General features: G+C 75.8%; 17 protein-coding genes. 10 read left to right on the forward strand and 7 right to left on the reverse strand.

Going from position 1 to position 23076, the window contains the following annotated elements:
• Positions 1–57 precede the first annotated feature (57 nt).
• The 4 genes from AC230_RS03510 (at position 58) to AC230_RS03525 (ending at position 8610) form a co-directional block, all read left to right on the forward strand.
• Entirely contained in the window at positions 58–3381 is a 3324-nt protein-coding gene (locus tag AC230_RS03510) for an ATP-binding protein (protein ID WP_157868497.1), read from the forward strand.
• A gap of 116 nt (positions 3382–3497) precedes the next feature.
• Positions 3498–4325, forward strand: a complete 828-nt coding sequence (locus AC230_RS03515; protein WP_049714424.1) for an SDR family NAD(P)-dependent oxidoreductase — start codon at positions 3498–3500, stop codon at positions 4323–4325.
• A 294-nt stretch (positions 4326–4619) separates the two neighbouring features.
• On the forward strand, positions 4620–6287 hold the full coding sequence (locus AC230_RS03520) for an APC family permease (RefSeq protein ID WP_078870925.1): 1668 nt from the start codon (positions 4620–4622) through the stop codon (positions 6285–6287).
• Positions 6288–6381: 94 nt separating this feature from the next.
• The gene (locus tag AC230_RS03525; RefSeq protein ID WP_049714425.1) at positions 6382–8610 is read left to right on the forward strand and encodes an NADP-dependent isocitrate dehydrogenase; all 2229 of its coding nucleotides are present in this window, start codon (positions 6382–6384) and stop codon (positions 8608–8610) included.
• A 96-nt stretch (positions 8611–8706) separates the two neighbouring features.
• On the opposite strand, the gene AC230_RS03530 is transcribed toward AC230_RS03525, so the two are convergent.
• The 6 genes from AC230_RS03530 to AC230_RS03555 all read right to left on the reverse strand — a co-directional run bounded on the left by AC230_RS03530 (position 8707) and on the right by AC230_RS03555 (position 13183).
• A complete protein-coding gene (locus AC230_RS03530) occupies positions 8707–9042 on the reverse strand; it encodes a hypothetical protein (protein ID WP_157868498.1) in 336 nt (111 codons plus the stop codon).
• Between the two features lie 112 nt (positions 9043–9154).
• Positions 9155–9676 carry a DinB family protein gene (locus AC230_RS03535; protein ID WP_049714427.1) on the reverse strand — a complete coding sequence of 174 codons (522 nt, stop codon included), beginning with the start codon at positions 9674–9676 and terminating at the stop codon, positions 9155–9157.
• A 120-nt stretch (positions 9677–9796) separates the two neighbouring features.
• Positions 9797–10558 carry a thioesterase II family protein gene (locus AC230_RS03540; protein ID WP_241833060.1) on the reverse strand — a complete coding sequence of 254 codons (762 nt, stop codon included), beginning with the start codon at positions 10556–10558 and terminating at the stop codon, positions 9797–9799.
• A 317-nt stretch (positions 10559–10875) separates the two neighbouring features.
• Positions 10876–11886 carry a winged helix-turn-helix domain-containing protein gene (locus AC230_RS03545; RefSeq protein WP_078870926.1) on the reverse strand — a complete coding sequence of 337 codons (1011 nt, stop codon included), beginning with the start codon at positions 11884–11886 and terminating at the stop codon, positions 10876–10878.
• 353 nt (positions 11887–12239) lie between these two features.
• Complete coding sequence (locus tag AC230_RS03550; protein ID WP_049714428.1) at positions 12240–12950, reverse strand: CbtA family protein; 711 nt, start codon at positions 12948–12950, stop codon at positions 12240–12242.
• A gap of 17 nt (positions 12951–12967) precedes the next feature.
• Complete coding sequence (locus tag AC230_RS03555; protein WP_049714429.1) at positions 12968–13183, reverse strand: CbtB domain-containing protein; 216 nt, start codon at positions 13181–13183, stop codon at positions 12968–12970.
• A gap of 233 nt (positions 13184–13416) precedes the next feature.
• Between AC230_RS03555 and AC230_RS03560 the strand changes: the two genes are divergently transcribed.
• The 5 genes from AC230_RS03560 to AC230_RS03580 all read left to right on the forward strand — a co-directional run bounded on the left by AC230_RS03560 (position 13417) and on the right by AC230_RS03580 (position 19204).
• Positions 13417–13983 (forward strand): histidine phosphatase family protein, encoded by a 567-nt coding sequence (locus tag AC230_RS03560; protein WP_049714430.1) that lies wholly within the window; start codon positions 13417–13419, stop codon positions 13981–13983.
• Between the two features lie 239 nt (positions 13984–14222).
• Positions 14223–15503: an isocitrate lyase gene (gene aceA, locus AC230_RS03565; protein ID WP_049714990.1), complete on the forward strand. Its 1281-nt coding sequence runs from the start codon at positions 14223–14225 to the stop codon at positions 15501–15503.
• A gap of 38 nt (positions 15504–15541) precedes the next feature.
• The gene (locus tag AC230_RS03570) at positions 15542–17074 is read left to right on the forward strand and encodes a malate synthase (RefSeq protein ID WP_049714431.1); all 1533 of its coding nucleotides are present in this window, start codon (positions 15542–15544) and stop codon (positions 17072–17074) included.
• A 799-nt stretch (positions 17075–17873) separates the two neighbouring features.
• On the forward strand, positions 17874–18539 hold the full coding sequence (locus tag AC230_RS03575) for a hypothetical protein (RefSeq protein ID WP_157868499.1): 666 nt from the start codon (positions 17874–17876) through the stop codon (positions 18537–18539).
• Positions 18540–18670: 131 nt separating this feature from the next.
• A complete protein-coding gene (locus AC230_RS03580; RefSeq protein ID WP_157868500.1) occupies positions 18671–19204 on the forward strand; it encodes a hypothetical protein in 534 nt (177 codons plus the stop codon).
• 26 nt (positions 19205–19230) lie between these two features.
• Here AC230_RS03580 and AC230_RS03585 read toward each other — a convergent pair whose 3' ends face one another.
• Positions 19231–22002, reverse strand: a complete 2772-nt coding sequence (locus AC230_RS03585; RefSeq protein WP_049714434.1) for a SpoIIE family protein phosphatase — start codon at positions 22000–22002, stop codon at positions 19231–19233.
• Positions 22003–22483: 481 nt separating this feature from the next.
• On the opposite strand from AC230_RS03585, the gene AC230_RS30690 reads away from it, so the two are divergent.
• A complete protein-coding gene (locus AC230_RS30690) occupies positions 22484–23056 on the forward strand; it encodes a hypothetical protein (RefSeq protein WP_049714991.1) in 573 nt (190 codons plus the stop codon).
• Positions 23057–23076: the final 20 nt, after the last annotated feature.

Below are 23076 nucleotides of genomic sequence, written 5' to 3' on the forward strand. Positions count from 1 at the left end.
GAGCGCGTACGAAAAAGGGTGGTTTCGGCGCGCGGAGGTACGCGGCAGGTGGGCGACGTGGGGGGCCTCCGTTTCTCGGTGCTCGGCCCGATGCTGGGCCGGGACGGGGGGACCGTGCTGCCGCTGGGCAGCAGACAGCAGCAGGCGACGCTCGCCGTCCTGCTGCTGCGCCCCGGCCGGACGGTCACGGCCGCGGACCTGGTCGACGCGCTCTGGGGGGAGGAACCGCCCAGGGCGGCCGTCGCCACGATCCGCACCTACGTCTCCCGGCTGCGCAAGGTGCTGCACCGCGACCCGGCCGCGCCCGTCCTGGACTCGCTCGGCGACGGCTACCGGCTCCGGCTCCCCGACGACGCCGTCGACGCGGCGCGCGCCGAGGCGCTGGCGGCCCGCGCGGGCCGGGCGAAGGCCGGCGGGCGGCCCGAGGAGGCCCGCGACCTGCTGGCCGAGGCCCTCGTCCTGTGGCGGGGCGAGCCGCTGGCCGGCCTGCCCGGCCCGTTCGCCGAACGGCAGCGCCAGTGCCTCGCCGAGCTGCGGCTCGCGGTCCTGGAGGAGCGCCTCGCCCTCGACCTCGACCTGGGCGGCTCGCTGAGCTGTGTCCCCGAGCTCACCGCGCTCACCGACGAACACCCGCTGCGCGAGGGCCCGTACGGGCTGCTGATGCGCGCCCTGTGCCGGGCCGGGCGGCAGGCGGACGCGCTCGCCGTCTACCGCAGGGCCCGCCGGCTGCTCGTCGACGAACTGGGCGTCGAGCCGGGGCCGCTGCTGGAGACCGCCCACCGGCGGATCCTGGACGGCGACCCCGCCTTCGCGGCCGGCGCCCGCCCGGCGGCGGCTCCCGCGGCACCCCCGCCCCCCGCGGCCCCCGCCGTCCGGGGCGCCGCGGCCGCCCCCTTCGTCGGCCGGCACGCCGAACTCGCCGAGCTGGAAGCCCTCGCCGCCGCCCCCTTCGGATCCGTCCGCCTGGCCCTGATCGCCGGGGAACCCGGCGCGGGCAAGACCGCGCTGCTCCAGCGGCTGCGCGAACGGCTGGCCGCGCAGGGCTGGCGCGGCATCCGGGGCCGCTGCCCGGAGAGCGACGGCGCCCCCGCGGCCTGGCCGTGGACGGAACTGCTGGGCGAACTCACCGCCCTGGGGCACCGACCGCCGCCCGAGGCGGCCCTGTTATCCGCCGCGCCCGACGCGGCGCCGCCCGCCGGCGCGGCCTGCTCCCGCTTCCGGCTGCACGACGCCGTCGCCCGCCACCTGGCCGGGGCGGCCGCCAGGGCCCCCCTCCTCGTCCTCCTCGACGACCTGCACCGGGCCGACGAGGAGACCCTCGCGCTGCTGGGACACCTCGTCGACCGGGCCGCCGACGCCGCCGCGCCGCTGATGGTGGCCGCCGCCTACCGGCCCGCCGAACAGACGGGGACGCTGCGCGACGCACTGGCCCGGCTGGCCCGCGGCCACCCCCTCTGGATCGAACTCGGCGGCCTCGCCGACGCCGACGTCTCCGCGCTCGTCCGGCACCGGGCCCCGGACGCCGACGACGCCACCGTGCGCGCCGTCGCCGAACGCACCGCCGGGAACCCCTTCTTCGTCCGCGAGACCGCCCGGCTCATGGCCGACGCGGGCGCCTCCGCCGCGCTGCGCCACGTCCCCGCCGGGGTGCGGGCGGTGATCCGGCACCGGCTGGCCCGGCTCCCCGAGGACACCGCCGCGCTGCTGCGGCGGGCGACCGTCCTCGGCCGCGAGATCGACCTGGACGTCCTCGCCGGCATGACCGGGGACGACCCGGCGACGGTCGCCGCCGCCGTGGAGACCGGACTGGCGGAGGGGCTGCTCGCCGAGGAGGAGGCCGGACGGGTGCGCTTCGCGCACCTGCTGGTCCGCGACGCGCTCTACGAAGAAATCCCGCTGCTGCGCCGCGCCCACTGGCACACCCGGGCGGGCGAGGCCGTGCGGCGGCTGCGGCCCGGCCACGTGAGCCTGCTCGCCCACCACTTCCTCGCCGCGGGCGACCGCGCCACCGCCCCGCGGGCCGCCGCGTACGCCCGCGCCGCCGCCGAGCAGGCGCAGCGGCGCTTCGCCCACCGCGAGGCGGTGCGGCTGTGGCGGGCCGCGCTGGAGGCGCACGACCGCTCCGGCTCGGCCGACGAACGGGGGCGGCTGGAACTGGTGATGGGCATGGTCAGGGCGCTCGCCCTGGCCGGGGACGTGGTGGCCGCGCGGGAGCAGCGGGGCACGGCCGTGGAGGCCGCCGAGCGCTTCGGCGACCCGGAGTTCACGGCGGGCGTGCTCGCCGCCTTCGACGTGCCGACGGTGTGGACGAACCGCCGCTACGCCGCCCGTGACGCGCAGATCGTCGCCACCGCGCAGCGGGTGCTCGACGGCCTGCCCGAGGAGGCGGCGACGGCCCGCTGCCAGGCGCTGACGACGCTGGCCCTGGAGCTGGACGGCGGCCAGGACGAACGGGGCCCGCTCGCCGCCCGCCGGGCGGAGGCGGCCGCCCGCGAGCTGGCCGAACCGGTGCTGCTGGCCCAGGCGTTGCACGCCCGGCACGCGCACACCTTCCGGCGGGCGGGTCTGGCGTCCGAGCGCGTGCGGATCGGCCAGGAGATCGTGGCCCTCGGTGTCCGCCACGAGCTGGCGCCGGTCGAGGTGTTCGGCCACCTGATCCTCTGTCAGGCGCACGCCGCGCTCGCCGAGCCGGCGATCGCCGACGCGCACGCCGCGGCGGTCGAGCGCCTGTCCGACCGCTACGAACTGCCGCTGCCCGCCACCCTGCTGGCCTGGTACCGCGCCATGCGGCTGGCGATCGACGGCCGCACGGACGAGGCCGACGCCGCGTATCTGCGCGTCACCGAGAGCCTGGACGGTACGTGGATGTGGGGCATCGAGCGGGACCTGCTGCACTTCGCCCGCTTCTGCCTGCGGGCCGCCGGCCACGGCTCCCTCCTCGACCTCGCCGGCGAGGCGCAGGACCAGTACGACCGCTGGGGGCCCATCTACGCCCGCGGTCAGGCGCTGATGCTGCTGGCCGGCGGCCGTGCCTCCGAGGCCCGCGCGGTGGCCGCCGCGGCCCGCCCCCTCCCGCGCGACCACCTCCTGGAGGCCCGCCTGGGCCTGGCCGCCGTCCTCGCCGTCGAACTCGGCGACCGCGCGATGGCGTCCTCGGTCTACCGCCGGCTCCTCCCCGCCGCGGACGGCCTGGCCGGCGCGGGCAGCGGCGTCGTCACCCTCGGCCCGGTCGCCCACCACCTCGGCGCCCTCGCCCACCTCCTCGACCGGCCCCGCGCGGCCGCCGAGCACTACCGCCGGGCGCGGGCGGTGGCGGAGCGGGCGGGGGCGCGGCACTGGGCGGAGGCCGCGGGGAGGGGGCTGGCGGCGGCCGGCGGGTGAGCGGCGCCCCCGCGGTGGCCCCCGGGGGCCGGCCGCGGGGTACCGGGTCTCCGGGCGGCGGCCGCCGGTGCGTAGGATCGCCGGGACGACGATCTTGCTCGGAGGGGTGGACGGTCATGGCCGGACAGCGCACGTACATCGTCACCGGCGGCGGAACGGGGATCGGCGCCGCCACCGCACGGCTGCTGCGGGAGGCCGGGCACCACGTGGTCGTCTCCGGGCGGCGGCCCGGACCGCTGCGGCGCGTCGCGGAGGAGACCGGCGCCCTCGCCCACCCCTCCGACGCCGGCGACCCCGAGGCCGTCCAGGGCCTCGTGGACGCCGCCGTGGCCGCGTACGGGCGGCTGGACGGGCTCGTCCTGAACGCCGGCATCGGGCGCAGCGGTGCCGTGGGCGAGCTGTCCCCCGAGACCTGGGAGGAGGTCATGCGGACGAATGTGACCGGGCCGTTCCTGCTCCAACGCGCCGCCCTGCCGCACCTGTTGGAGGCCCGGGGCGCCGTCGTCGCGGTGGCCTCCGTGGCCGCGCTGCGCAACGGCCGGGGGAACGCCGCCTACGCCACCTCGAAGGCCGCCCTCCTCCAGCTCTGCCGCTCCCTCGCCGTCGACTACGGGGCGCGCGGGCTGCGGGCCAACGTCGTCTGTCCGAGCTGGGTGCGCACGGAGATGGCGGACGGGCGGATGGCGCGCTTCGCCGCGGCCGAGGGGCTGGGGGAGGGGGAGGCGGGCCTGGACGCGGCGTACGCGGAGGCCACCCGGCTGACCCCGGCGGGCCGTCCCGGCGCCCCGGAGGAGGTGGCCGGGGCCGTGGCCTGGCTGCTGTCGCCCGCCGCGTCGTACGTCAACGGCGCGGTCCTCACCGTGGACGGCGGGGTGACGGCGCTCGACCCGGGGACGGCGGCGTTCGACTTCCGGATCGGGCCGCGCGCGGGCGGGGAGGACTGAGGCGCGAGGGGGACCGAGGGCGCGGGCGACGACCGAGGGCGCGGAGGGCGCCGTCCCCGCGCCGGGTGGCGATTACTGCGCGCGAGGACGGGAGCGCGCTGCGGAGCCGGCCGTTCCGGCCCGGGGCCGTTACCGCGGGTTGTCGTACTATGTCCGGTGTCGCTGTTGCGTTTTCGGCTGTCTCGCGAGTTTCGGTGTGCGGTGGACCAGGCCGGTTGAGCGGCGCGGGCGGAGCCTTCCGCCCGGCCCGGCAGGTGGCGTCACCAGTTTCCCGGCAGAACGGAAAGCACCCTCGTGGATCTGAGCGCGGCCAACAACGCGGGCAACCGGAAGGGGCTCAGCCTCTTCGCCCTGATCATGATCGGACTGGGGTCCATCTTCGGCTCCGGCTGGCTCTTCGGCGCCGGCCAGGCCGCGCAGGTCGCCGGCCCCGCCGCGCTCGTCGCCTGGGTGATCGGCGCGATCTTCATCGGCATGATCGCCATGTCCTACGCCGAGGTCGGCGCCGCCTACCCGCTGCCCGGCGCCATGGCCCGCTTCGGCTCCATCTCCCACGGCCCGGTGCTCGGCTTCGTCACCGGCTGGGCCGTGTGGATCGCGACCGCCTCCCTGATCCCCATCGAGGCCATCGCGGGCACCCAGTACATGTCCTCCTGGAGCTTCGGCTGGGCCCGCGGGCTGGTCTCGGACGGCAGCCTGAGCGCCACCGGCATCGCCACCGCGCTCCTGCTGACCGTCGCGCTCTGGCTCGCCTGCTACTGGTCGGTCGCCCTGCTGGCCCGGGCCAACAACCTGCTCACCCTGGTCAAGTTCGCCATCCCGGTCCTCGCCTGCGGCGCCCTGATCGCCTCCGGCTTCCACACCGGCAACTTCACCGGCCACGGCGGCTTCGCCCCCAACGGCTGGTCCGCCGTGCTCACCGCCGTGACCGCCTCCGGCGTCGTCTTCGCCTTCAACGGCTTCCAGGCCGTCGTCAACCTCGGCGGCACCGCCAAGAACCCCGGCCGCGCCATCCCGCTCGCCCTCGTCGGCGCGCTCTCCCTCGGCCTGGTGATCTACCTCGCGCTCCAGGTCGCCTTCCTCGGCGCCGTGCCCCCCGAGAAGCTCGCCGAGGCCGGCGGCTGGAGCGGCATCAACTTCGCCTCGCCCTTCGCCGACCTCGCCAAGCTGCTGATGCTCCACTGGGTCGTCACCATGCTCCAGTTCGGCGCCTTCATCTCCCCGAACGGCGCCAACATCGGCAACGTCGCCTCCTCCGCCTACCTCGCGCAGAACCTCGCCGAGACCGGCTTCTTCCCCAGGAAGATCGCCGAGGTGCACCCCCGCTACGGCGTCGCCCGCCCCGCGATGTGGCTCAACCTCGGCTTCTCCGTCCTCCTGCTGCTCACCATCGGGCACAGCTGGGAGGCGCTCGCCAGCGTCGTCTCCGCCGCCATGGTCGTCTCCTACCTCATGGGCCCCATCGCCGTCGGCGTCTTCCGCAGGACCAAGCCGCAGCTGCCCCGCCCCTTCAAGCTCCCGGCCGCCGCCGTGCTCTGCCCGCTGACCTTCGCCTTCGCCGCCTGCGCCCTGTACTGGTCGAAGTGGCCCAACACCGGCAAGGTCGCCCTGCTCACCCTCGTCTCCGTGCCGATCGCCGCCGTCGTGCTGCGCCGCCGCGGCGAGAAGAGCCTGGCCCGGCAGTTCGCCCCCGCCTGGTGGATGGTCGCCTTCCTGCTCTGGCTGGCCCTGCTGTCCGCGCTCGGCAGCACCGAGTTCGGCGGGCACGGCGTGCTCCCGGGCGGCGTGGACATCGCCCTGGTCGCCCTGTCGTCCGTGGGCTTCTATTACTGGGCCGTCCACGCCGGCGTCCGCGCCCACCGGGCCGGGCTGCCCGGCCCCGACCCCGTCCTCGACACGGCCGCCGCCCCCGCCGTGCCCGAGCCCCGCAGCCCCGAGCCCGCCGGCGCCGCCGCCCGCTGAGGCCGCTGGCGCGGGGCCCGGTGAAGCGGGCCCCCGCGACGGGATATCTTGATGTCGAGCAATGTTGCAAACGTGGAGTGGAGCGGAGCACCCGGTGACTGACTCGACCATCATCTACACGCACACCGACGAGGCGCCGGCCCTGGCGACGCATTCGTTCCTGCCCGTCGTCCAGGCCTACGCCTCGACCGCCGGGATCACCGTGGAGAGCCGCGACATCTCCCTGGCCGGGCGGATCATCGCGCACTTCCCCGAGTACCTCCGCGAGGACCAGCGCGTCGCCGACGCCCTCGCCGAGCTGGGCGAGCTGGCCAAGACCCCCGGCGCCAACATCATCAAGCTGCCCAACATCTCCGCCTCGATCCCGCAGCTCAAGGCCGCGATCGCCGAGCTCCAGGCGCAGGGCTACGCCCTGCCGGCCTACCCGGACGACCCGCGGACCGACGAGGAGCGCGAGGTCCGCGCCCGCTACGACAAGGTCAAGGGCAGCGCCGTCAACCCCGTCCTGCGCGAGGGCAACTCCGACCGCCGCGCCCCCGCGTCGGTCAAGAACTACGCCAAGGCCCACCCGCACCGCATGGGCGCCTGGACCCCCGAGTCGAAGACGAACGTCGCCACCATGGGCGAGAACGACTTCCGCTCCACCGAGAAGTCCACGGTGATCGCCGAGGACGGCACCCTGCGCATCGAGCTCGTCACCGAGGACGGCACCACCACCGTCCTGCGCGAGGCCGTCCCCGTCCTCGCCGGTGAGGTCGTCGACGCCTCCGTCATGCGCGTCGCCGCCCTGCGCGAGTTCCTCGCCGCCCAGGTCGCCCGCGCCAAGGCCGAGGGCGTGCTGTTCTCCGTGCACCTCAAGGCCACGATGATGAAGGTCTCGGACCCGATCGTCTTCGGCCACGTCGTGCGCGCCTTCTTCCCGAAGACCTTCGCCAAGTACGGCGAGGTGCTGGCCGGCGCCGGCCTGTCCCCCAACGACGGCCTCGGCGCCATCCTCAAGGGCCTGGAGACCATCCCGCACGGCCTCGGCGAGGAGATCAAGGCGTCCTTCGACGCCGAGCTGGCCGAGGGCCCGGCCCTGGCCATGGTCGACTCCGACAAGGGCATCACCAACCTCCACGTCCCCTCCGACGTCATCGTCGACGCCTCCATGCCGGCCATGATCCGCACCTCCGGCCACATGTGGGGCCCGGACGGCCAGGAGGCCGACACCCTCGCCGTCCTCCCGGACAGCAGCTACTCCGGCGTCTACCAGGCCGTCATCGACGACTGCCGCGCCCACGGCGCCTTCGACCCGGCCACCATGGGCTCCGTGCCCAACGTCGGCCTGATGGCGCAGAAGGCCGAGGAGTACGGCTCGCACGACAAGACCTTCGAGATCCCGGCCGCCGGCACCGTCCGCCTCGTGGACGTCGCCACCGGCACCGCGGTCCTGGAGCAGCCGGTCTCCGAGGGCGACATCTTCCGCGCCTGCCAGACCAAGGACGCCCCCATCAAGGACTGGGTGAAGCTCGCCGTCACCCGCGCCCGCGCCACCGGCGACCCGGCCGTCTTCTGGCTGGACGAGAACCGCGCCCACGACGCCGTCCTCATCGAGAAGGTCAAGCGCTACCTTCCCGAGCACGACACCGAGGGCCTGGACATCCGCATCCTCGCCCCGGTCGAGGCCACCAAGCTCTCCGTCGAGCGCATCCGCCGCGGCGAGAACACCATCTCGGTCACCGGCAACGTGCTGCGCGACTACCTGACCGACCTCTTCCCGATCCTGGAGCTGGGCACCAGCGCCAAGATGCTCTCCGTCGTCCCGCTGATGGCCGGCGGCGGCCTCTTCGAGACGGGCGCGGGCGGCTCGGCCCCCAAGCACGTCCAGCAGCTCGTCAAGGAGAACTACCTGCGCTGGGACAGCCTCGGCGAGTTCTTCGCCCTGGCCGCCAGCTTCGAGCACCTCGCGCAGACCACCGGCAACTCCCGTGCCCAGGTCCTCGCCGACACCCTCGACCGCGCCACGGCGACCTTCCTCAACGAGGACAAGTCCCCGACCCGTCGCGTCGGCGGCATCGACAACCGCGGCAGCCACTTCTACCTGTCCCTGTACTGGGCCCAGGAGCTGGCCCAGCAGACCGACGACGCCGACCTGGCCAAGGCGTTCGGCCCGCTCGCCGAGACCCTCACCGCCCAGGAGCGGACGATCGTCGACGAGCTGATCGCGGTCCAGGGCTCGCCGGCCGACATCGGCGGCTACTACCAGCCCGACCCGGCCAAGGCGGCGGCGGTCATGCGTCCGTCGCAGACCTTCAACGAGGCGATCGCGTCGCTCGCCTGACGCCCCGTCGGAACCGGTTGCCCCGCCCCTTGTCGCGAGGGGCGGGGCCGGCCGGCCTCCGGGCCGGCCGGCGGCGGATCGTCAGTGGCCGTACGCTCAGCGGCGGATCGTCAGCGTCAGGGCGGGTGACGAGCGCCAGCCGCCGTCCGGGTCGCGGACCAGATAGCTGACCCGCACCGTCCCCGGCGCCGGCTCCCCGACGGTGAACACCGTGCCGCCGCCCACCTCGTCCGCGCGCACCGCCCGCCGGTCGATCAGCGAGGTGCGCAACACGCCGGTGTCCCAGCGCAGTTGCACCTCGTCGCCCTGCGTCATCCGCGGGTACGGACCGACGCGCACGGTCAGCCGGGACGAGCCGTCGAGCACGACGGTGCCGTTCACCGCCCCGTCGACCGAGGGGGCGGCCAGCGGCACGACAGATGTCTCATTCATGGTCCGGTGTCCTGTCCTCATGCGGTGTGCGTTGCCTTCCGGCGAGGGGAGGGGAGCAGACCGTAGCTCCATACGGCGGCGCGTACCAGACCGGCGGAGGACGGAACGCGCGTCAGGCCGGCGCCGGCCCCGCCCCCGCGGCCAGGGTCGCCGGCGCGTAGCCGAAGTCCGGCGGGACGGGCACGCCCAGCGAGCGGGCGATCGGCGCGATCATCGCCAGGTGGTGGACGGCGTGGTGCGAGACGAAGAGCAGCTCCCGGCCCACGGTCGAACGGGTGCGGGCCACGGCGCCGTCGGCACCGACGACGGTGAGCACCTCCACCGGGTAGCCCAGGGCGCGGGGCGGCATCGTGCTCACCCGCGTCCGGACGTTCGCCAGCCGGGCCAGCGCGGCCCCGCGGTCGCGCTCCAGCACCCCGCCGCGGGTGCGCCGGTCGTAGTCCACCGTGCCGCTGTCCGCGCCGGCGAGGATCGCGGAGTAGTGGTCCACGCAGTGGCGTACGTGGGGGGCGATGCCGCTGGCGTCCCGGGGCCGGTGGACGTACTGCGCGTCGGTGAGTATGCCGACCAACTCCTCCAGCCTGAGCAGCTGTTCGGCGGAGCGTTCGGTGACCGTGGCCGTGGGATCGTTCAACGGCGGTGCTCGCTTTCTTCCGGAAGCTCCTCACGGTAGTGGGCCGTTCGGGCCGGACGGAGGGGTTCCGGGCCGGTGGGCGGGGCGCGCGGTGCCGCGCGGGGCGCTCACGGGGCCGGCTCACCGCCCGGACGGGACACCGTCTTCCGCCCGGATCGCGGCGGTGATCGCCGCCACCAGCGGCGCCGGGTCCGGCAGGAAGTAGAAGTGACCGCCGGACAGCGTCCGCACCCCGCGGAACCGGGTCGTCCGGGCCGCCCAGGTGGACATCAGGTGCGGGAGGGCGTACGGGTCCGCGTCCCCGGCGAAGGCGGACAGAGGGACGGGCAGCGGGGCGGCGTCGGCGCGCGGCCGCCAGCACTCGGCCAGGCGCAGGTCGGCGCGGAGGACGGGCTCCACCAGCCGCCACAGCTCCGGGTGTTCGAGGACCTCCCGCGGTGTGCCGCCCAGGTCCGCGACGGCCTCGCGCAGTTCCTCGGCCGGCAGGCCGAACCGCTGCTCGGCCCGCGGGTGGTGCTCGGGCGGGTTGAGGGCCGACAGCCCCAGCCAGCGCGGCAGCGGCAGGCCGCGGTCGCGCAGCGCGAGCGTCAGCTCGTAGGCGGTCAGGGCGCCCATGCTGTGCCCGAAGAGGGCGTACGGCGCCCCGAGATGGGGCCGCAGGTCGTCCAGGAACGTCTCCGCCAGCCCGTCCGCCGTGGTGTGCGCCCGGCCGGGCCGCGACGCCCTGCCGGGCGCCTCCAGCAGGCACAACTCCCACTCCGCCGGCAGCAGCCGGGCCCACGGCCGGTAGGTCAGGTGCGATCCGCCGGCGTGGTGCAGGACGAACAGCCGCAGTTCGGGGGCGGGGACGGGGCGGGGGCGGATGATCGGGTCGGTGCTCACGCCCCGGAGCGTACTGAGCGTGTGTGCGCGGGGGTGCGGCGGGGCTTGTGCGCGGGCTTGGGCGCCGGGGTCTGCGCCTGGTGTGTTCCGTTGCCTCTCCCCGCCCCGCCCTTTCACCGTTTCCCAGGGGCTCCGCCCCTCCCCCCCCCCGCACCGCGCTCCGCGCGGACGGCGCGGGCTCCGCCCCTGCACCCCGAGCGGGCTCCGCTCCTGCACCTACCGGGGGCTGTGCCCCCCCGGCGCTCCCTTCCGGGGCTCCGTCCCGGGCCCCGAACCGCGCTCCGCGCGGTTGTCCTCAAGCGCCGGACGGGCTGAAATCAGCCCGTGGGTGTGCCGTCCAGGAGGGCGCGGCCCAGGGGGGTCAGGGCGTGTCGTACGGATGAGCCGGTGCGGCGGGTGGTGAGGAGGCCCGCGGTGCGCAGGACGGTGGCGTGTTCGCTGGCGGAGGCGGGGGAGACGCCGGCGCGGCTGGCGAGGTCGGCGGTGCCGCCCTCCGTGGCGGCGGCGTCGAGGACGCGGGCCCTGGTCCGGCCCAAGAGGGCCGTCAGGTGGGCGGGATGGCCCTCGTGCGGCCCGGCCGGGGGCGCGAGGACCGCCTGGTAGGCGGACAGTTCGCGGGCCACGGGGTAGCGCACCTCCAGCGGCGCGTCCGGGTCCGCGCTGTCGAGCCGGAAGACCGGGGCGGTCAGGAAGAACGTCGGCGTGAGCAGCACCCCCCGTCCCTCCAGCGGCAGATCGACGTCCATCGTGCAGGGCGCGTACAGGACCGGGGACTCCCAGCGCAGCGCGGGATGGAGCGTGGCGAGCAGGTGCTCGGCGCCGTGCTCGGCCATGACCCGCATCCGGTGCGCCCGGTCCGCCTGGACGCAGGCGGCCAGTTGCCGCCAGTACGGGGCGACGGCCGCGTCGTAGTACGAGCGGAACGCGCGGTCGACGAGCCGGGCGGCGCCCCTGTCCCCGGAGTGCAGGTCGCCGATCCAGCGGGGCACCGAGGGCCGCCAGTCCTCGGCCACCGACAGGTCGGCCGCCCACACGTGCCGGGGCATGCTCCAGGTCGCCTCCAGGCTGTGCTCCAGCGACGTGGAGCCGCGCACCCGGATGAACGCCTCGGGCACGTACTCGTCCAGCCCCGCCGGCGCCAGCTCCAGCAACGGCCGTACGACCGGGCTGAGTTCCCGCAGCGACCGCTGCCGCCACCCCTCAAGGGCGGGGGCGCCGCTGGTCTGGAGGAGCGGCAGGCTGAACGTCGCCTCGGCGAGCGGATCCGGCGTCGCCGTCAACCGCACCCGGCCGAGGTCCTCGGCGCTGAAGTGCAGACGCAGTGTCACGGCTTTCGGGCCTCCGGCACGTAGGGGCGAAAGGAAGGGGCGGACATTGCGGGCGAAGCGCTGCTTACCGCTACTTGTCCCGCACGATGGTAAGCGTTCCCCCGCGCCCGTATTCGGCCAGGGCCGAACTCCTTTGCCCGGATCCGCCCCCGCCCCGCAGACTCCCTTGTCGGGCCGCACACCCCAGGCCCGTGCCGGGCGCCCGTCCGGCCGCCGCGGGGGGAACCGTGACACAGGCGGCGGGGGGAGACGCGCACCCGGCAGCAGCCGAAGGGCGCCGTTCCGTGTGGGGACGGAACGGCGCCCTTCGGCGTGGAACGCGGGCCGGTGCGGGAGTCCGGCGCGGCCGGCGGTCAGCCGGTGTCCAGGGCCCGTTCCGCCGCCTCCCCGAAGAGGACCCCGAACGCCGCCCACAGCGTGCTCGGGACGGCCAGGGCCGCGAGGCGGAAGCGCCAGAGGGTGTCGGCCGGGAAGTCCTCCGGGACCTCGTCGACCGCGGGCAGGAAGGCGAAGGCCAGGGCGAGCGCGGCGACCAGGACCGCCGTGGCGGCGATCGTCGCGTACCAGGGGCCGAGGCGGGGGGACAGCCCGCGGCGCAGGAGGAGGGCGCCGGAGGAGAGCAGGACGCTCAGGGCGATCATCAGGAAGTAGAGCGCCGTGCGCCGGCCGATGGTGTCCGGCTCGCCCACCGAGGGCGGATTCGCCGGGTACTTGAGGAACGGGATGACGTGGAGGGTGAGCAGCGCCCCCGCGGAGAGCAGGACCGCCGTGGCCCGGGGCCCGAGGGGGCCGGCGCGCCCCAGGAGGGCGCAGTAGGCCAGGGCCGCGACCCCGCCGAGGGCGAGCGCCTCGACGAGGACGCCCGTGGCGAGGCCGGCCGACGACTGGAGGGAACGGGAGACGAGTCCGGCGCCGTGCTCGTGGGTGTGGGCGTCCTCGAAGGAGATCGCCGCGTCCACCTGGGGCTCGCCCAGGAAGTAGGCCACGGTCAGGGCGAACAGCCCGGCGGCCAGGCCCGCGAGCAGACCGCGGACGAGCAGCGGGCGTACGGGGACGGATCGCATGCGCGCGCCTCCCCGGCTCAGTGGCACGGGAACCCGAGCAGATGGCGCGCGTCGTGGACCCACTCGTGGACGCCCGCCCCGGAGAACACCGAGGACGCGCCCTGCTCGGCGCCGACGAAGTAGAGCAGGACCAGGGCGAGCAGGCCGACGAGCAGGGCCCAGGGGGCCAGGGACCTGGCGGATGCGGGGGTGACGACGGGAGCGGCGGGGCTGGTGGGGGCGGAGTGTGCCATGGCCGAAACCTCCTGGAAGAACGCGTCCTCGGGGCCGGGGGACGACGAGGTGCGGGTCCGACTCTCACGGTGGCGCGACCGTGCCGGGGTTCCACCGGCTTCCGCCACCCGTCGTCAGTGTCCCGGCGACCGTACCGTTTGAGACACCGCCCGGCCATGGGCGGCGGAACGCGCACCAGCGCACACGGAGGCGCCAAGTCACCGGCCGTGCGAGGCCGGAGAGGGGGGACGGGATGACGGTACGGGTGCTGCTCATGACGCCGGTGACGGGGACGGGACGGGGTGCGCGCTTCGGTGACGACGAGGCGCCGGACGACGCCGCCCTGCGGTCCGCGCGGGCGGTCGCGGCCCGGCTGCCCGGCCGTACGCGGGCGTACGCCGCCCCCGGGGCGTGCTGCCGCGCCACGGCCGGCGCCCTGGGAGTGCACGCCGTGCCAGCACGCGAGTTGGCCGACCTCGACACGGGACGCTGGCGGGGCCGGGAGCCCGACGAGGTGGCGGCGGCCGAACCGGCCGCCCTGGCCGCCTGGTTGTCCGACCCGGCGGCGGCCCCGCACGGCGGCGAGTCGGTCCTCGCCCTGGCCGCCCGGACGACGAGGTGGCTCGCGGCGCAGGCCGGAGCGGGCGGCCGCGTGCTCGCCGTCGTCCCGCAGGCCGTCGTCCGGGCCGCCGTCGTGGGCGCGTTGGAGCTGCCGCCGGCCGTCTTCTGGCGGCTGGACGTGCCGCCGCTGTCGGCCACCGAGCTCACCGGCCGCGCCGGGCGGTGGAACTGGCGCTGCGCGCGCCTGCCGGAGGACTGAGGGCCCCGGCGGCGCCGCCGTCCGCCGGGTGTTCGCCCGCCGGTCGCCGGGCGTTCGCGGAAAATGGCGGGAAGCGACTGTTGATGGCACTCAGTGCCACTGCCACAGTCGTGGTGTGGCTCGTCGGAGTCCGGCCGCGCTCATCTGAACTACCGCTCGGTAGACGGGACTTCGCGCGCCACCCGCCGGCAGGCGGCAGCACGACGAACGTGAAGGTCGACGCGAACCGGGAGACGGTCATGGCGCAGGCAGGCACGACGGAGGCCGACGAGCTGGCACGGCGGTGGGCGACGGACCCGCGGTGGCGGGGCGTCGAGCGCACCTACGGCGCGGAGGACGTGATACGGCTGGCGGGCAGCGTCCGCGAGGAGCACACGCTGGCGCGGCGCGGCGCGGAGCGGCTGTGGCGCCAACTGCACGAGCGGGACTACGTCCACGCGCTGGGCGCCCTGACCGGCGGCCAGGCCGTCCAGATGGTCAGGGCCGGGCTCCAGGCGATCTACCTGTCCGGCTGGCAGGTCGCCGCGGACGCCAACCAGGCCGGGCACACCTACCCCGACCAGAGCCTCTACCCGGTCAACTCCGTTCCCACGGTGGTGCGCCGGATCAACAACGCGCTGCTGCGCGCGGACCAGATCGCCACCGCCGAGGGCGACACGTCCGTCGACTGGCTCGCGCCGATCGTCGCCGACGCCGAGGCCGGCTTCGGCGGGCCGCTGAACGCCTTCGAACTCGCCAAGGCGATGATCGCGGCCGGCGCGGCGGGCATCCACTACGAGGACCAGCTCGCCTCCGAGAAGAAGTGCGGCCACCTCGGCGGCAAGGTCCTCGTCCCCACCTCCCAGCACATCCGCACCCTCAACGCCGCCCGGCTGGCCGCCGACATCGCCGACGTGCCCACCCTGATCGTCGCCCGCACCGACGCCCTCGCCGCGACCCTCCTCACCAGCGACGTCGACGAGCGCGACGCCGAGTTCGTCACGGGGGAGCGGACCGCCGAGGGCTTCTACCGGGTGCGCAACGGCATGGCGCCCGTCATCGCGCGCGGCCTCGCGTACGCCCCGTACGCCGACCTCCTGTGGGTCGAGACCGGCACCCCGGACCTCGGGCAGGCCCGCGAGTTCGCCGAGGCGATCCACGCCCGCCACCCCGACAAGATGCTCGCCTACAACTGCTCGCCCTCCTTCAACTGGAAGGCCGCCCTGGACGACGACCGGATCGCCAAGTTCCAGCGCGAACTGGGCGCCATGGGCTACCGCTTCCAGTTCATCACCCTGGCCGGATTCCACTCCCTCAACCACGCCATGTTCGACCTCGCCCGCGGCTACGCCGAGCACGGCATGACCGCCTACGTCGAGCTCCAGGAGCGCGAGTTCGCCGCCCAGGCGGACGGGTTCACGGCGGTGAAGCACCAGCGCGAGGTGGGTACCGGCTACTTCGACCTGGTCTCCACGGCCGTCAACCCCGCGTCCTCCACCACCGCGCTGACCGGCTCCACCGAGGAAGAGCAGTTCCACTAGGCCCGAGCCGGCGGACCGGTCACCCCCAGGAGACGACCATGGCAGCACCCACCCTCACCCCGACCGTCCACCTCCTCGGCGACCGGCCCGCCCGCTCCGACGAGGTCCTCACCCCCGAAGCCGTCGAATTCGTCGCCCGCCTCGACGCGGCCTTCGCCGGCCGCCGGGCCGCGCTCCTGTCCGAACGGCGGCACCGGGCCGCCCTGCTGGCCGGCGGCGGGGCCCTCGACCTCGTACCGGCCACCGCCGCCGTCCGCGCCGACCCGTCCTGGCGCGTCGCCCCGCCCGCCCCCGGACTGGCCGACCGCCGCGTCGAGATCACCGGCCCGCCCACCCGGCAGGGCGCCGACCGGGCCCTCGCCTCCGGCGCGCCCGTGTGGGTCGCCGACTTCGCGGACGGCATGGCGCCCGTCTGGAGCCGGGCCGTCGAGGGCCAGGCGCACGTCCTGGCGTCCCCCCTGACGGTCCTCGTCCGCCCGCGCGGCTGGCACCTCACCGAACGGCACCTGCTCGTCGCCGGCCGTCCGGCCGCGGCCGCCCTCGTCGACGCCGGCCTGTACCTCTACCACCGGGCCCGGCGGGGGAGCGGCGGACCGCCCGGGCCGTACTTCTGCCTCCCCCAGGTGGAGAACCACCTGGAGGCGCGGCTGTGGAACGACGTCTTCTCCTTCGCCGAGGAACAGCTCGGCCTGCCGTACGGCACGGTCCGTGCCACCGTCCCCGTCGAAACGATCGGCGCCGCCTTCGAGATGGAGGAGATCCTCTACGAACTGCGGTCGCGCGCGGCCGGGTTGGCCGCCGATCCCCGGCGGTACCTCGCCGGTGTCGTCCGGGCCTTCCCGCACCGGCCGGACTTCCTGCTGCCCGACCGCGGCAAGGTCACCATGACCGCGCCGTTCCTGCGCGCCTGCACCGAGCTGCTCGTCCGCACCTGTCACCGGCGCGGCACCCACGCGATCGGGGCCCCCGCCCCGCAGGTGCCCGGCGCCGACGCGGCGGCGCGCGAGGCCGTCCTCGCGCGGGTGCGCTGCGACAAGGAGCGCGAGGCGGAGGACGGTTTCGACGGCTCCCGCGTCGCCCACCCCGACCTCGTCCCCGTCTGCCGGGCCTCCTTCGACTCCGTCCTCGGCGGCCGGCCCCACCAGCTCGAACGCACCCGGGAGGACGTCCACGTCACCTCCTCCGCCCTCCTCTCCGTCCCGCGCAGCAGCGGCCGGCCCACCGAACTGGGCGTCCGCACCGCCCTGTCCGTCGCCCTGCGCTGCGGCGACTCCTGGCTCCGCGGCGGCACCTCCGTCCTCCGCCACGGCCTCGTCGAGGACGCCGCCACGGCGGAGACGGCCCGCTGCCAGGTCTGGCAGTGGCTCCGCCACGACGTCGTCTCCCCGGCGGCGGTCCTGCGCCTCCTCGCGGAGGAGGCCGCCGCCCTGACGGCCGAACAGCCGCTCTCCCGGGCCGAGCAGGCCCGCCACATCGTCGCCCGCACCGTCCTCGGCCCCGAGCCCCCCGGCCCCTTCACCCCCGACTTCACACCCCCGGCCGACGCCCGCCGCAACCCCCCACCGCCGTGAGGGCATTGCCCCCCGCCCCGCCCTTTCACCGTTTCCCCGGGGGCTCCGCCCCTGGGTTACCCCGGAGCGGGGGCCGCGCTCCCGCGCGGGGGCGGGGCTTCGCCCCTGCACCCCACCGGGGCTTCGCCCCTGGACCCCGGGCGGGGCTGCGCCCCTGGGCCACCTTGGGGCGGGGGGCCGTGTTCCCGCGTGGGGGCGGGGCTTGGCCCCTGGGTCACCCCGGGGTGGGGGGCGCGCTCCTGCGCGGGGCGGGGGGCTTCGCCCCCGCACCCCCTGGACCCGGGCGGGGGTCCACCCTGCACTCCGCCGGGCTGCGCGTTCTTGGGCCCGGGCGGGGCTTCGCCCCTGCGTCCGACGGGGCGCCGTCCCCTGGGCCGCCGGGCGGGCTTTCGCCCTTGCGCTCCACCGGGGCTCCGCCCCGTGACCCCCCGTGGGGGGCCGGCCCTTGACCCCCCGTGGGGGGCCGGCCCTTGACCCCCTGGGGGGGCCGGCCCTTGACCCCCTGGGGGCCGCCCCTCGCCCCCCCATCGCGGCTCCGCCGCTCCCCACCCCAGCACCGCCGGACGGGCTGAAAGCAGCCCGTCCCGGGGGGCGCGCCGCCTGCGGGGCGAGCCGGGAACCCCGCGGCGGAGCCGCGTGGCACTCCCGCGCGGCAGCGCGGCGAGAAACGGTGAAAGGGCGGGGCGGGGGCGAAAACCGCACGGGCGTCGCGGTGGCGCGCGCGGAGTCTCTTGTCGGCTTGTGGTGCCTGTACGACGATGACGGCGCATGCTCCCGCGTGATCGAGGAGGCCGGCATCGTGATCACTCTCACCGAGACGCTCGCCGTGGACACCGTGGACGCCTTCCTGACGGCCGGCGAAGTGGCGCGCCTCGCCGAGGCAGTCGAGCGGCACATCGTGCGGACGGGGTGGCAACCGTCCTACGTGGGGGAGGAGTTGAGAGAGCTGCCGGACGAGGTGCAGGACGTGCTCGACGCGGCGACGCGGCGGCATCTGCCGGAGATACGGAGGACGTTCCCGGCCGTGACGGGCGTGTCGCCGTGGCAGCTCATCCAGTTCGGGCCCGGCGAGGGCGCGGTCCGGCACATGGACGGGATCGCGGCGGATCCGTTCGGGACGCCGCGGCACGTGGCCCGGATCGGGGTCACGGTCGAGGACGCGCGCGAGGGCGGGGAGTTCTTCTTCGAGACCACGTCCAGCGAGGGGGTGTGGGACACCCGCCACGACGGGACGTCCGCCCCCGGCTACGCGGAGGGCATGCGCTTCACACGCATCGCCCCGCACGACCGGATCTCGCGGGACGAACCCGACACCGCGTGGATCCACGAGGTCCGCGGCGTCCCGTGGACCACCCCCGCCGGGGCGGGCACCGGCATCGTCTACGGCGCGCAGCTCATCCACGGCATCACGCCGGTCGTCAGCGGGCGTTGCCGCAAGTTCATCACCGGACTGGTCGCCGGCTGACGGTCGCGCGCTCCGGCGCGCACGCCGTCACCGCGCCACGACCCGTGGTGGCCCCGGAGGCGCCCCGGGGTAGGGAGGCGGACGGTGCGCGGGGGAAGGCCCCGCGCCGGCGGTTTCCCGGAGGGACGCGCATGGCAGTGGGACGGCGAGGAGCGGCGACGGCGTTGTGCGCCGTGATCCTGATGGGCGCGGGGCCGGCCGCGGCGTCGGCGGCGCGCGGTGGCGAGGCCGTCGTCTGCACGGGCTCGGAGGAGGGGTCCGCCGACCCCTCCCTCGGGCTCCTGCCGCGGCCGACCCGCATCACGGGCCGCTCCGCGTACACCTGCACCACCGCCCCCGGGCGTTCCGTCCGCGCCGAAGGGCACTTCGAGGGCTTCTCGCCCGCCTCCTCCTGCATCGGGACGGACGCCCCGGCCGGCGTGGAGACCATCCGCTACGCGGACGGGCGGACGTCCGTCGTCCGCTACGGGAGCGCGTCCGTCCTGCGGGTGGCCGGGGCCAACGCCGTCCGGCTCCACGGCGAGGTGACCGAGGGCGTCGGCAAGGGACGGCCCGCGCGCAGGACGGTGGTGACCCTCGCCCGCAGCGCCGCCGTAGAGTGCCTGGCGCTCATGCCCGTCTCCCACGCCCCGGGCGGGACCCAGCTGGAGATCCTGCCGTCCTGAGCCCGTGACCCGGGCCCGAAGTCCCGTCAGGAGGGCGGGACTTCCGCCCAGATGACCTTGCCCCCGGGCGTGTAGCGCGTCCCCCACCGCTCCGCGAGCTGGGCGACCAGGAACAGCCCCCGGCCGCCCTCGTCCTCCGCCGCCGCGTAGCGCAGGTGCGGGGACGTGCTGCTGGTGTCGGCGACCTCGCAGATCAGGGCGCGGTCGCGCAGCAGGCGGACGCGGATGGGGCCGGAGGCGTGCCGGATGGCGTTGGTGATCAGTTCGCTGAGGATGAGCTCGGTGGTGAACAGGGCCTCCTCCAGGCCCCATTGCTCCAGCTGGCGGGCCACGTCGGCGCGGGCGCGGGCGACGACCGCCGGGTCGGAGGGGAGTTCCCACTCGGAGATCCGGTCGGCCGGCAGGATCCGGGTGCGGGCCACGAGCAGGGCGATGTCGTCGGTCTGCCGGTCGGGCAGCAGCGCGCCGAGGACGGCCTCGCAGGTCTCCTGCGGCGTGCGGTCCGGCACGGCGAGGGACGCGCGGAGGACGGCGAGGCCCTCGTCGATGTCCCGGCGGCGGTCCTCGACCAGCCCGTCGGTGTACAGGACGAGGCTGCTGCCCGCGGGCAGGCGCAGGTCGGCGGCCTCGAAGGGCAGGCCGCCCAGGCCCAGCGGCGGCCCGGCCGGCAGCTCGGGGAACTCCACCGAGCCGTCCGGCGCGACCAGGGCCGGCAGGGGATGGCCGGCGCGCGCCAGGGAACAGACGCCCGACACCGGGTCGTAGACCGCGTAGAGACAGGTCGCACCCGCGACGGGCCGCTCGTCCGGCGACTCCGCCACGGCCGCCTCCTGGTCGATGCGGGCCACCAACTCGTCGAGGTGCCCGAGGAGTTCGTCGGGCGGCAGGTCGAGGGTGGAGAAGTTCAGCACGGCCGTGCGCAGCCGGCCCATCGTGGCGGCGGCGTGCAGCCCGTGCCCGACCACGTCGCCCACGACCAGCGCCACCCGCGCCCCGGGCAGCGGGATCACGTCGAACCAGTCGCCGCCGACCCCGGCCTGGGCCGGCAGGTAGCGGTAGGCGGTCTCCAGCGCGTTCTGCTCGGGCAGGCCGCGCGGCAGCAGACTGTGCTGGAGGGTGACGGCCATGTCGTGCTCGCGCGTGTAGCGGCGGGCGTTGTCGATGCACACGGCCGCGCGCGCCGCCAGCTCCTCGGCGAGCGACAGGTCGTCCTCCTCGAAGGGCGCGCTGTCGCGGGTGCGCCAGAACGTCGCGATCCCCAGCAGCACGCCCCGCGCCTTCAGTGGCACGGTGATCATCGAGACGAAGCCGTAGTCCAGCACGGCCTGGGTGCGCGACGGGTCCTGGGTGCGCCAGCCGGAGGAGGCGGCCAGGTCGGGGACGAGCACCGGGTGGCCGCTGACGAACCCGACGGCCTGCGGGGTCGGCCCGGCGAAGGTCACCAGCTCCCCGGCCGGGTAGAGCGGGCTGTCGGCCGTCGGGCCGGTGAGCGCGACGCGGCGCAGCTCCGCCTCCTCGCCCGGCGCCGGTGACAGCGCCGGCTCGCCGCCGCGCAGCACCTGCTCGGCGAGGTCGACGGTGGCGTAGTCGGTGAAGCGGGGCGACGCCACCCGGGTCAGCTCCTCGGCGGTCCGCCGGACGTCCAGCGTCGTGCCGACCGCCACGCTCGCGTCGTACAGCAGCCGCAGCCGCTCGCGCGCCAGCTCGGCCCGGCCGGCCAGCGCCCGCAGCTCGGTGGAGTCCCGCAGGGTGGCGACGCTGCCCGGCGGGCCGCCGCGGCGGTCGGTGGTCCGCAGGTTGACGGCGAGCAGGCGGTCGCCGACGGGCAGCACCTCGTCCGTGACCGCGCGCCGGGACGACAGCAGCGCCGCGGCGCGCGCGTCGAGGCCCAGCTCGTCCACGCGCCGGCCCTCGACGTCGGGCGGCAGGCCCAGCAGCCGCCGTGCCTCGTCGTTCACCAGCAGGAGCCGGCCGTCGCCGCCGACGATGACGACGCCCTCGCGCACGGCGTGCAGCACGGCGTCGTGGTGTTCGTACATCCGGGTCATCTCGGCCGGGCCCAGCCCGTGCGTCTGCCGGCGCAGCCGCCGGCTGACGAGGGCCGTGCCCGCGGTGGCCAGGGCGAGGGCCGCGGCCCCGGCGCCGAGGACGAAGGGGAGCTGCCGGTCGAAGGCGCTGCTGACCGCGCTGACCTTGATCCCCGAGGCCACCGCGCCGACGATCGCGCCGCTCGCGTCGCGCACCGGCACCACGGCCTGGACCTCCTGGCCCAGCGGGCCGTGGACGCTCTCGATCGTGACCTTGCCGGTGCTCAGGGTCGGGTCGACGGTGCCGACGAAGTGCTTGCCGATGAGGGACGGGTCGGGGTGGGTGAAGCGGACGCCGGCGCGGTCGGTGACCACGACGAAGTCGACGCCGCCGCGTCTGCGGGCGTCCTCGGTCAGCGGCTGGAGCACGGCGGAGGGGTCCGGGCCCCGCATCGCGGCCGGCAGGCCGGGGGCGTGCGCGAACGCCTCGGCCGCGGCGAGGGAACGGTCCCGCGCCGCCTGGAACCTGTCGGTCCGTGCCTGGAAGAGCAGCGTGCCGACCGCCGCCAAGACGAGCAGCAGCACGATCAGCACCTGGAGCAGGAACATCTGGCCGGCGACGCTGCGGGTGCTCGTCACCGCCCACGGACGTCGCGCCGACGCCTCGCGCGGGCTCTGCCGCCACTGCCGCCGCTCGTGCCGACCGCCCGCGCGCCGGCCGGCGAACCAGCGGCCCGAGGGCCTCCAGGAGCGGCCCGGGATTCGGGCCATGTTCCATGTCTACCGTGGTGCCCCGCGCGGCGCGAACGTTGGGTGCCGCGCGGGGGTCGGGCCGGGGCCGGGCCGGAGCCGGGCGAGGGCCCGGCGAGGGGACTCCCATGGGCTCCCGGGGGCTCCCTCACCACTCCTCGTCGGAGAGCCCGGCGTCCCGGTCCTCGTCGCTGACCACCTGGTTCAGCGCGTCCTCCTTCATCTGCTCGATCTCGTCGGCCACGTCTCGCTCCGAGAAGGTCATCTGCCGCTCCTCACACGTGCTCGGGAGAGAGGTCGGGTGCTCTTACCCCACGCAGTCCTCAGTCCACACTCCGACGCGCCGGAGTGCAGCCTTCCGCCGCTCGAACGGGTGATCCGCGGGCATCGTCCCCGTCGGGCCGCGGGCGATGTGCCAGGGCGCTGCGGGCCGTCCGCCGCCGAACGCCGAAGGTGCACGGGCGGGTTCGGAGGCCCCGTCACAGGCGTCTATCATTTGCTGGTGCAATTCAAGAGATCGACGGTCGTCCTCCTCGCCGCCACGGCGCTCCTCGCCGCGGGCTGCTCGAAGGGCGACGGCGGCACCGGCGGGGACGGTGCCGCGCCGCCGCGCCCGAGCGCCCGGGAGCTCCAGGAGCGCTGGTGGGCGTGGGCGGACGCGGAGCCGGGGGAGCCGAACCCGATCGACGACCCGGACGGCCGCCTGTGCGTGCGGGGGCAGGCGTCGGACGTCTGGTTCCTGGCCGGCACGCACGGCGGGCCCGCCCGCCGGCAGTGCACCCTGCCCGCGGGAACCCCCATCGCCTTCCCGCTCGTGAATCTCACGGCCTCGAAGGGGGATTGCGACACCTTCATGGGCTCCGCCGGGGGGAGCGCCACCCTGGACGGCAAGGCCCTCGATCCCGAACGGCTGGACGGCACACCGGTGAAGGGCCGCGGTCCCGGCGCGCTGGCCTGCGGCCTGTGGGTGCGGATGGACCCGCTGCCGCCGGGCACGCACACGCTGAGCTTCAAGGGATCGTCGGGTTCGTTCAGCACGTCCGTCGACTACCGCCTGGAAGTCGCCGACCGCTGACGCCGGCGTTCCGGCCGTAC

The sequence above is a fragment of the Streptomyces caatingaensis genome (genome assembly GCF_001187435.1).
GTDB classification, from domain to species: domain Bacteria; phylum Actinomycetota; class Actinomycetes; order Streptomycetales; family Streptomycetaceae; genus Streptomyces; species Streptomyces caatingaensis.

What these genes read in the sequence shown, in the direction of transcription:
- AC230_RS03515 (WP_049714424.1), top strand. Translation starts at nt 3,498, where the DNA reads ATGGCCGGACAGCGCACGTACATCGTCACCGGCGGCGGAACGGGGATC.
- AC230_RS03555 (WP_049714429.1), bottom strand. Translation starts at nt 13,183, where the DNA reads ATGGCACACTCCGCCCCCACCAGCCCCGCCGCTCCCGTCGTCACCCCC.
- AC230_RS03560 (WP_049714430.1), top strand. Translation starts at nt 13,417, where the DNA reads ATGACGGTACGGGTGCTGCTCATGACGCCGGTGACGGGGACGGGACGG.
- aceA (WP_049714990.1), top strand. Translation starts at nt 14,223, where the DNA reads ATGGCGCAGGCAGGCACGACGGAGGCCGACGAGCTGGCACGGCGGTGG.
- AC230_RS03580 (WP_157868500.1), top strand. Translation starts at nt 18,671, where the DNA reads ATGGCAGTGGGACGGCGAGGAGCGGCGACGGCGTTGTGCGCCGTGATC.
- AC230_RS03550 (WP_049714428.1), bottom strand. Translation starts at nt 12,950, where the DNA reads ATGCGATCCGTCCCCGTACGCCCGCTGCTCGTCCGCGGTCTGCTCGCG.
- AC230_RS03570 (WP_049714431.1), top strand. Translation starts at nt 15,542, where the DNA reads ATGGCAGCACCCACCCTCACCCCGACCGTCCACCTCCTCGGCGACCGG.
- AC230_RS03585 (WP_049714434.1), bottom strand. Translation starts at nt 22,002, where the DNA reads ATGGCCCGAATCCCGGGCCGCTCCTGGAGGCCCTCGGGCCGCTGGTTC.
- AC230_RS03530 (WP_157868498.1), bottom strand. Translation starts at nt 9,042, where the DNA reads ATGAATGAGACATCTGTCGTGCCGCTGGCCGCCCCCTCGGTCGACGGG.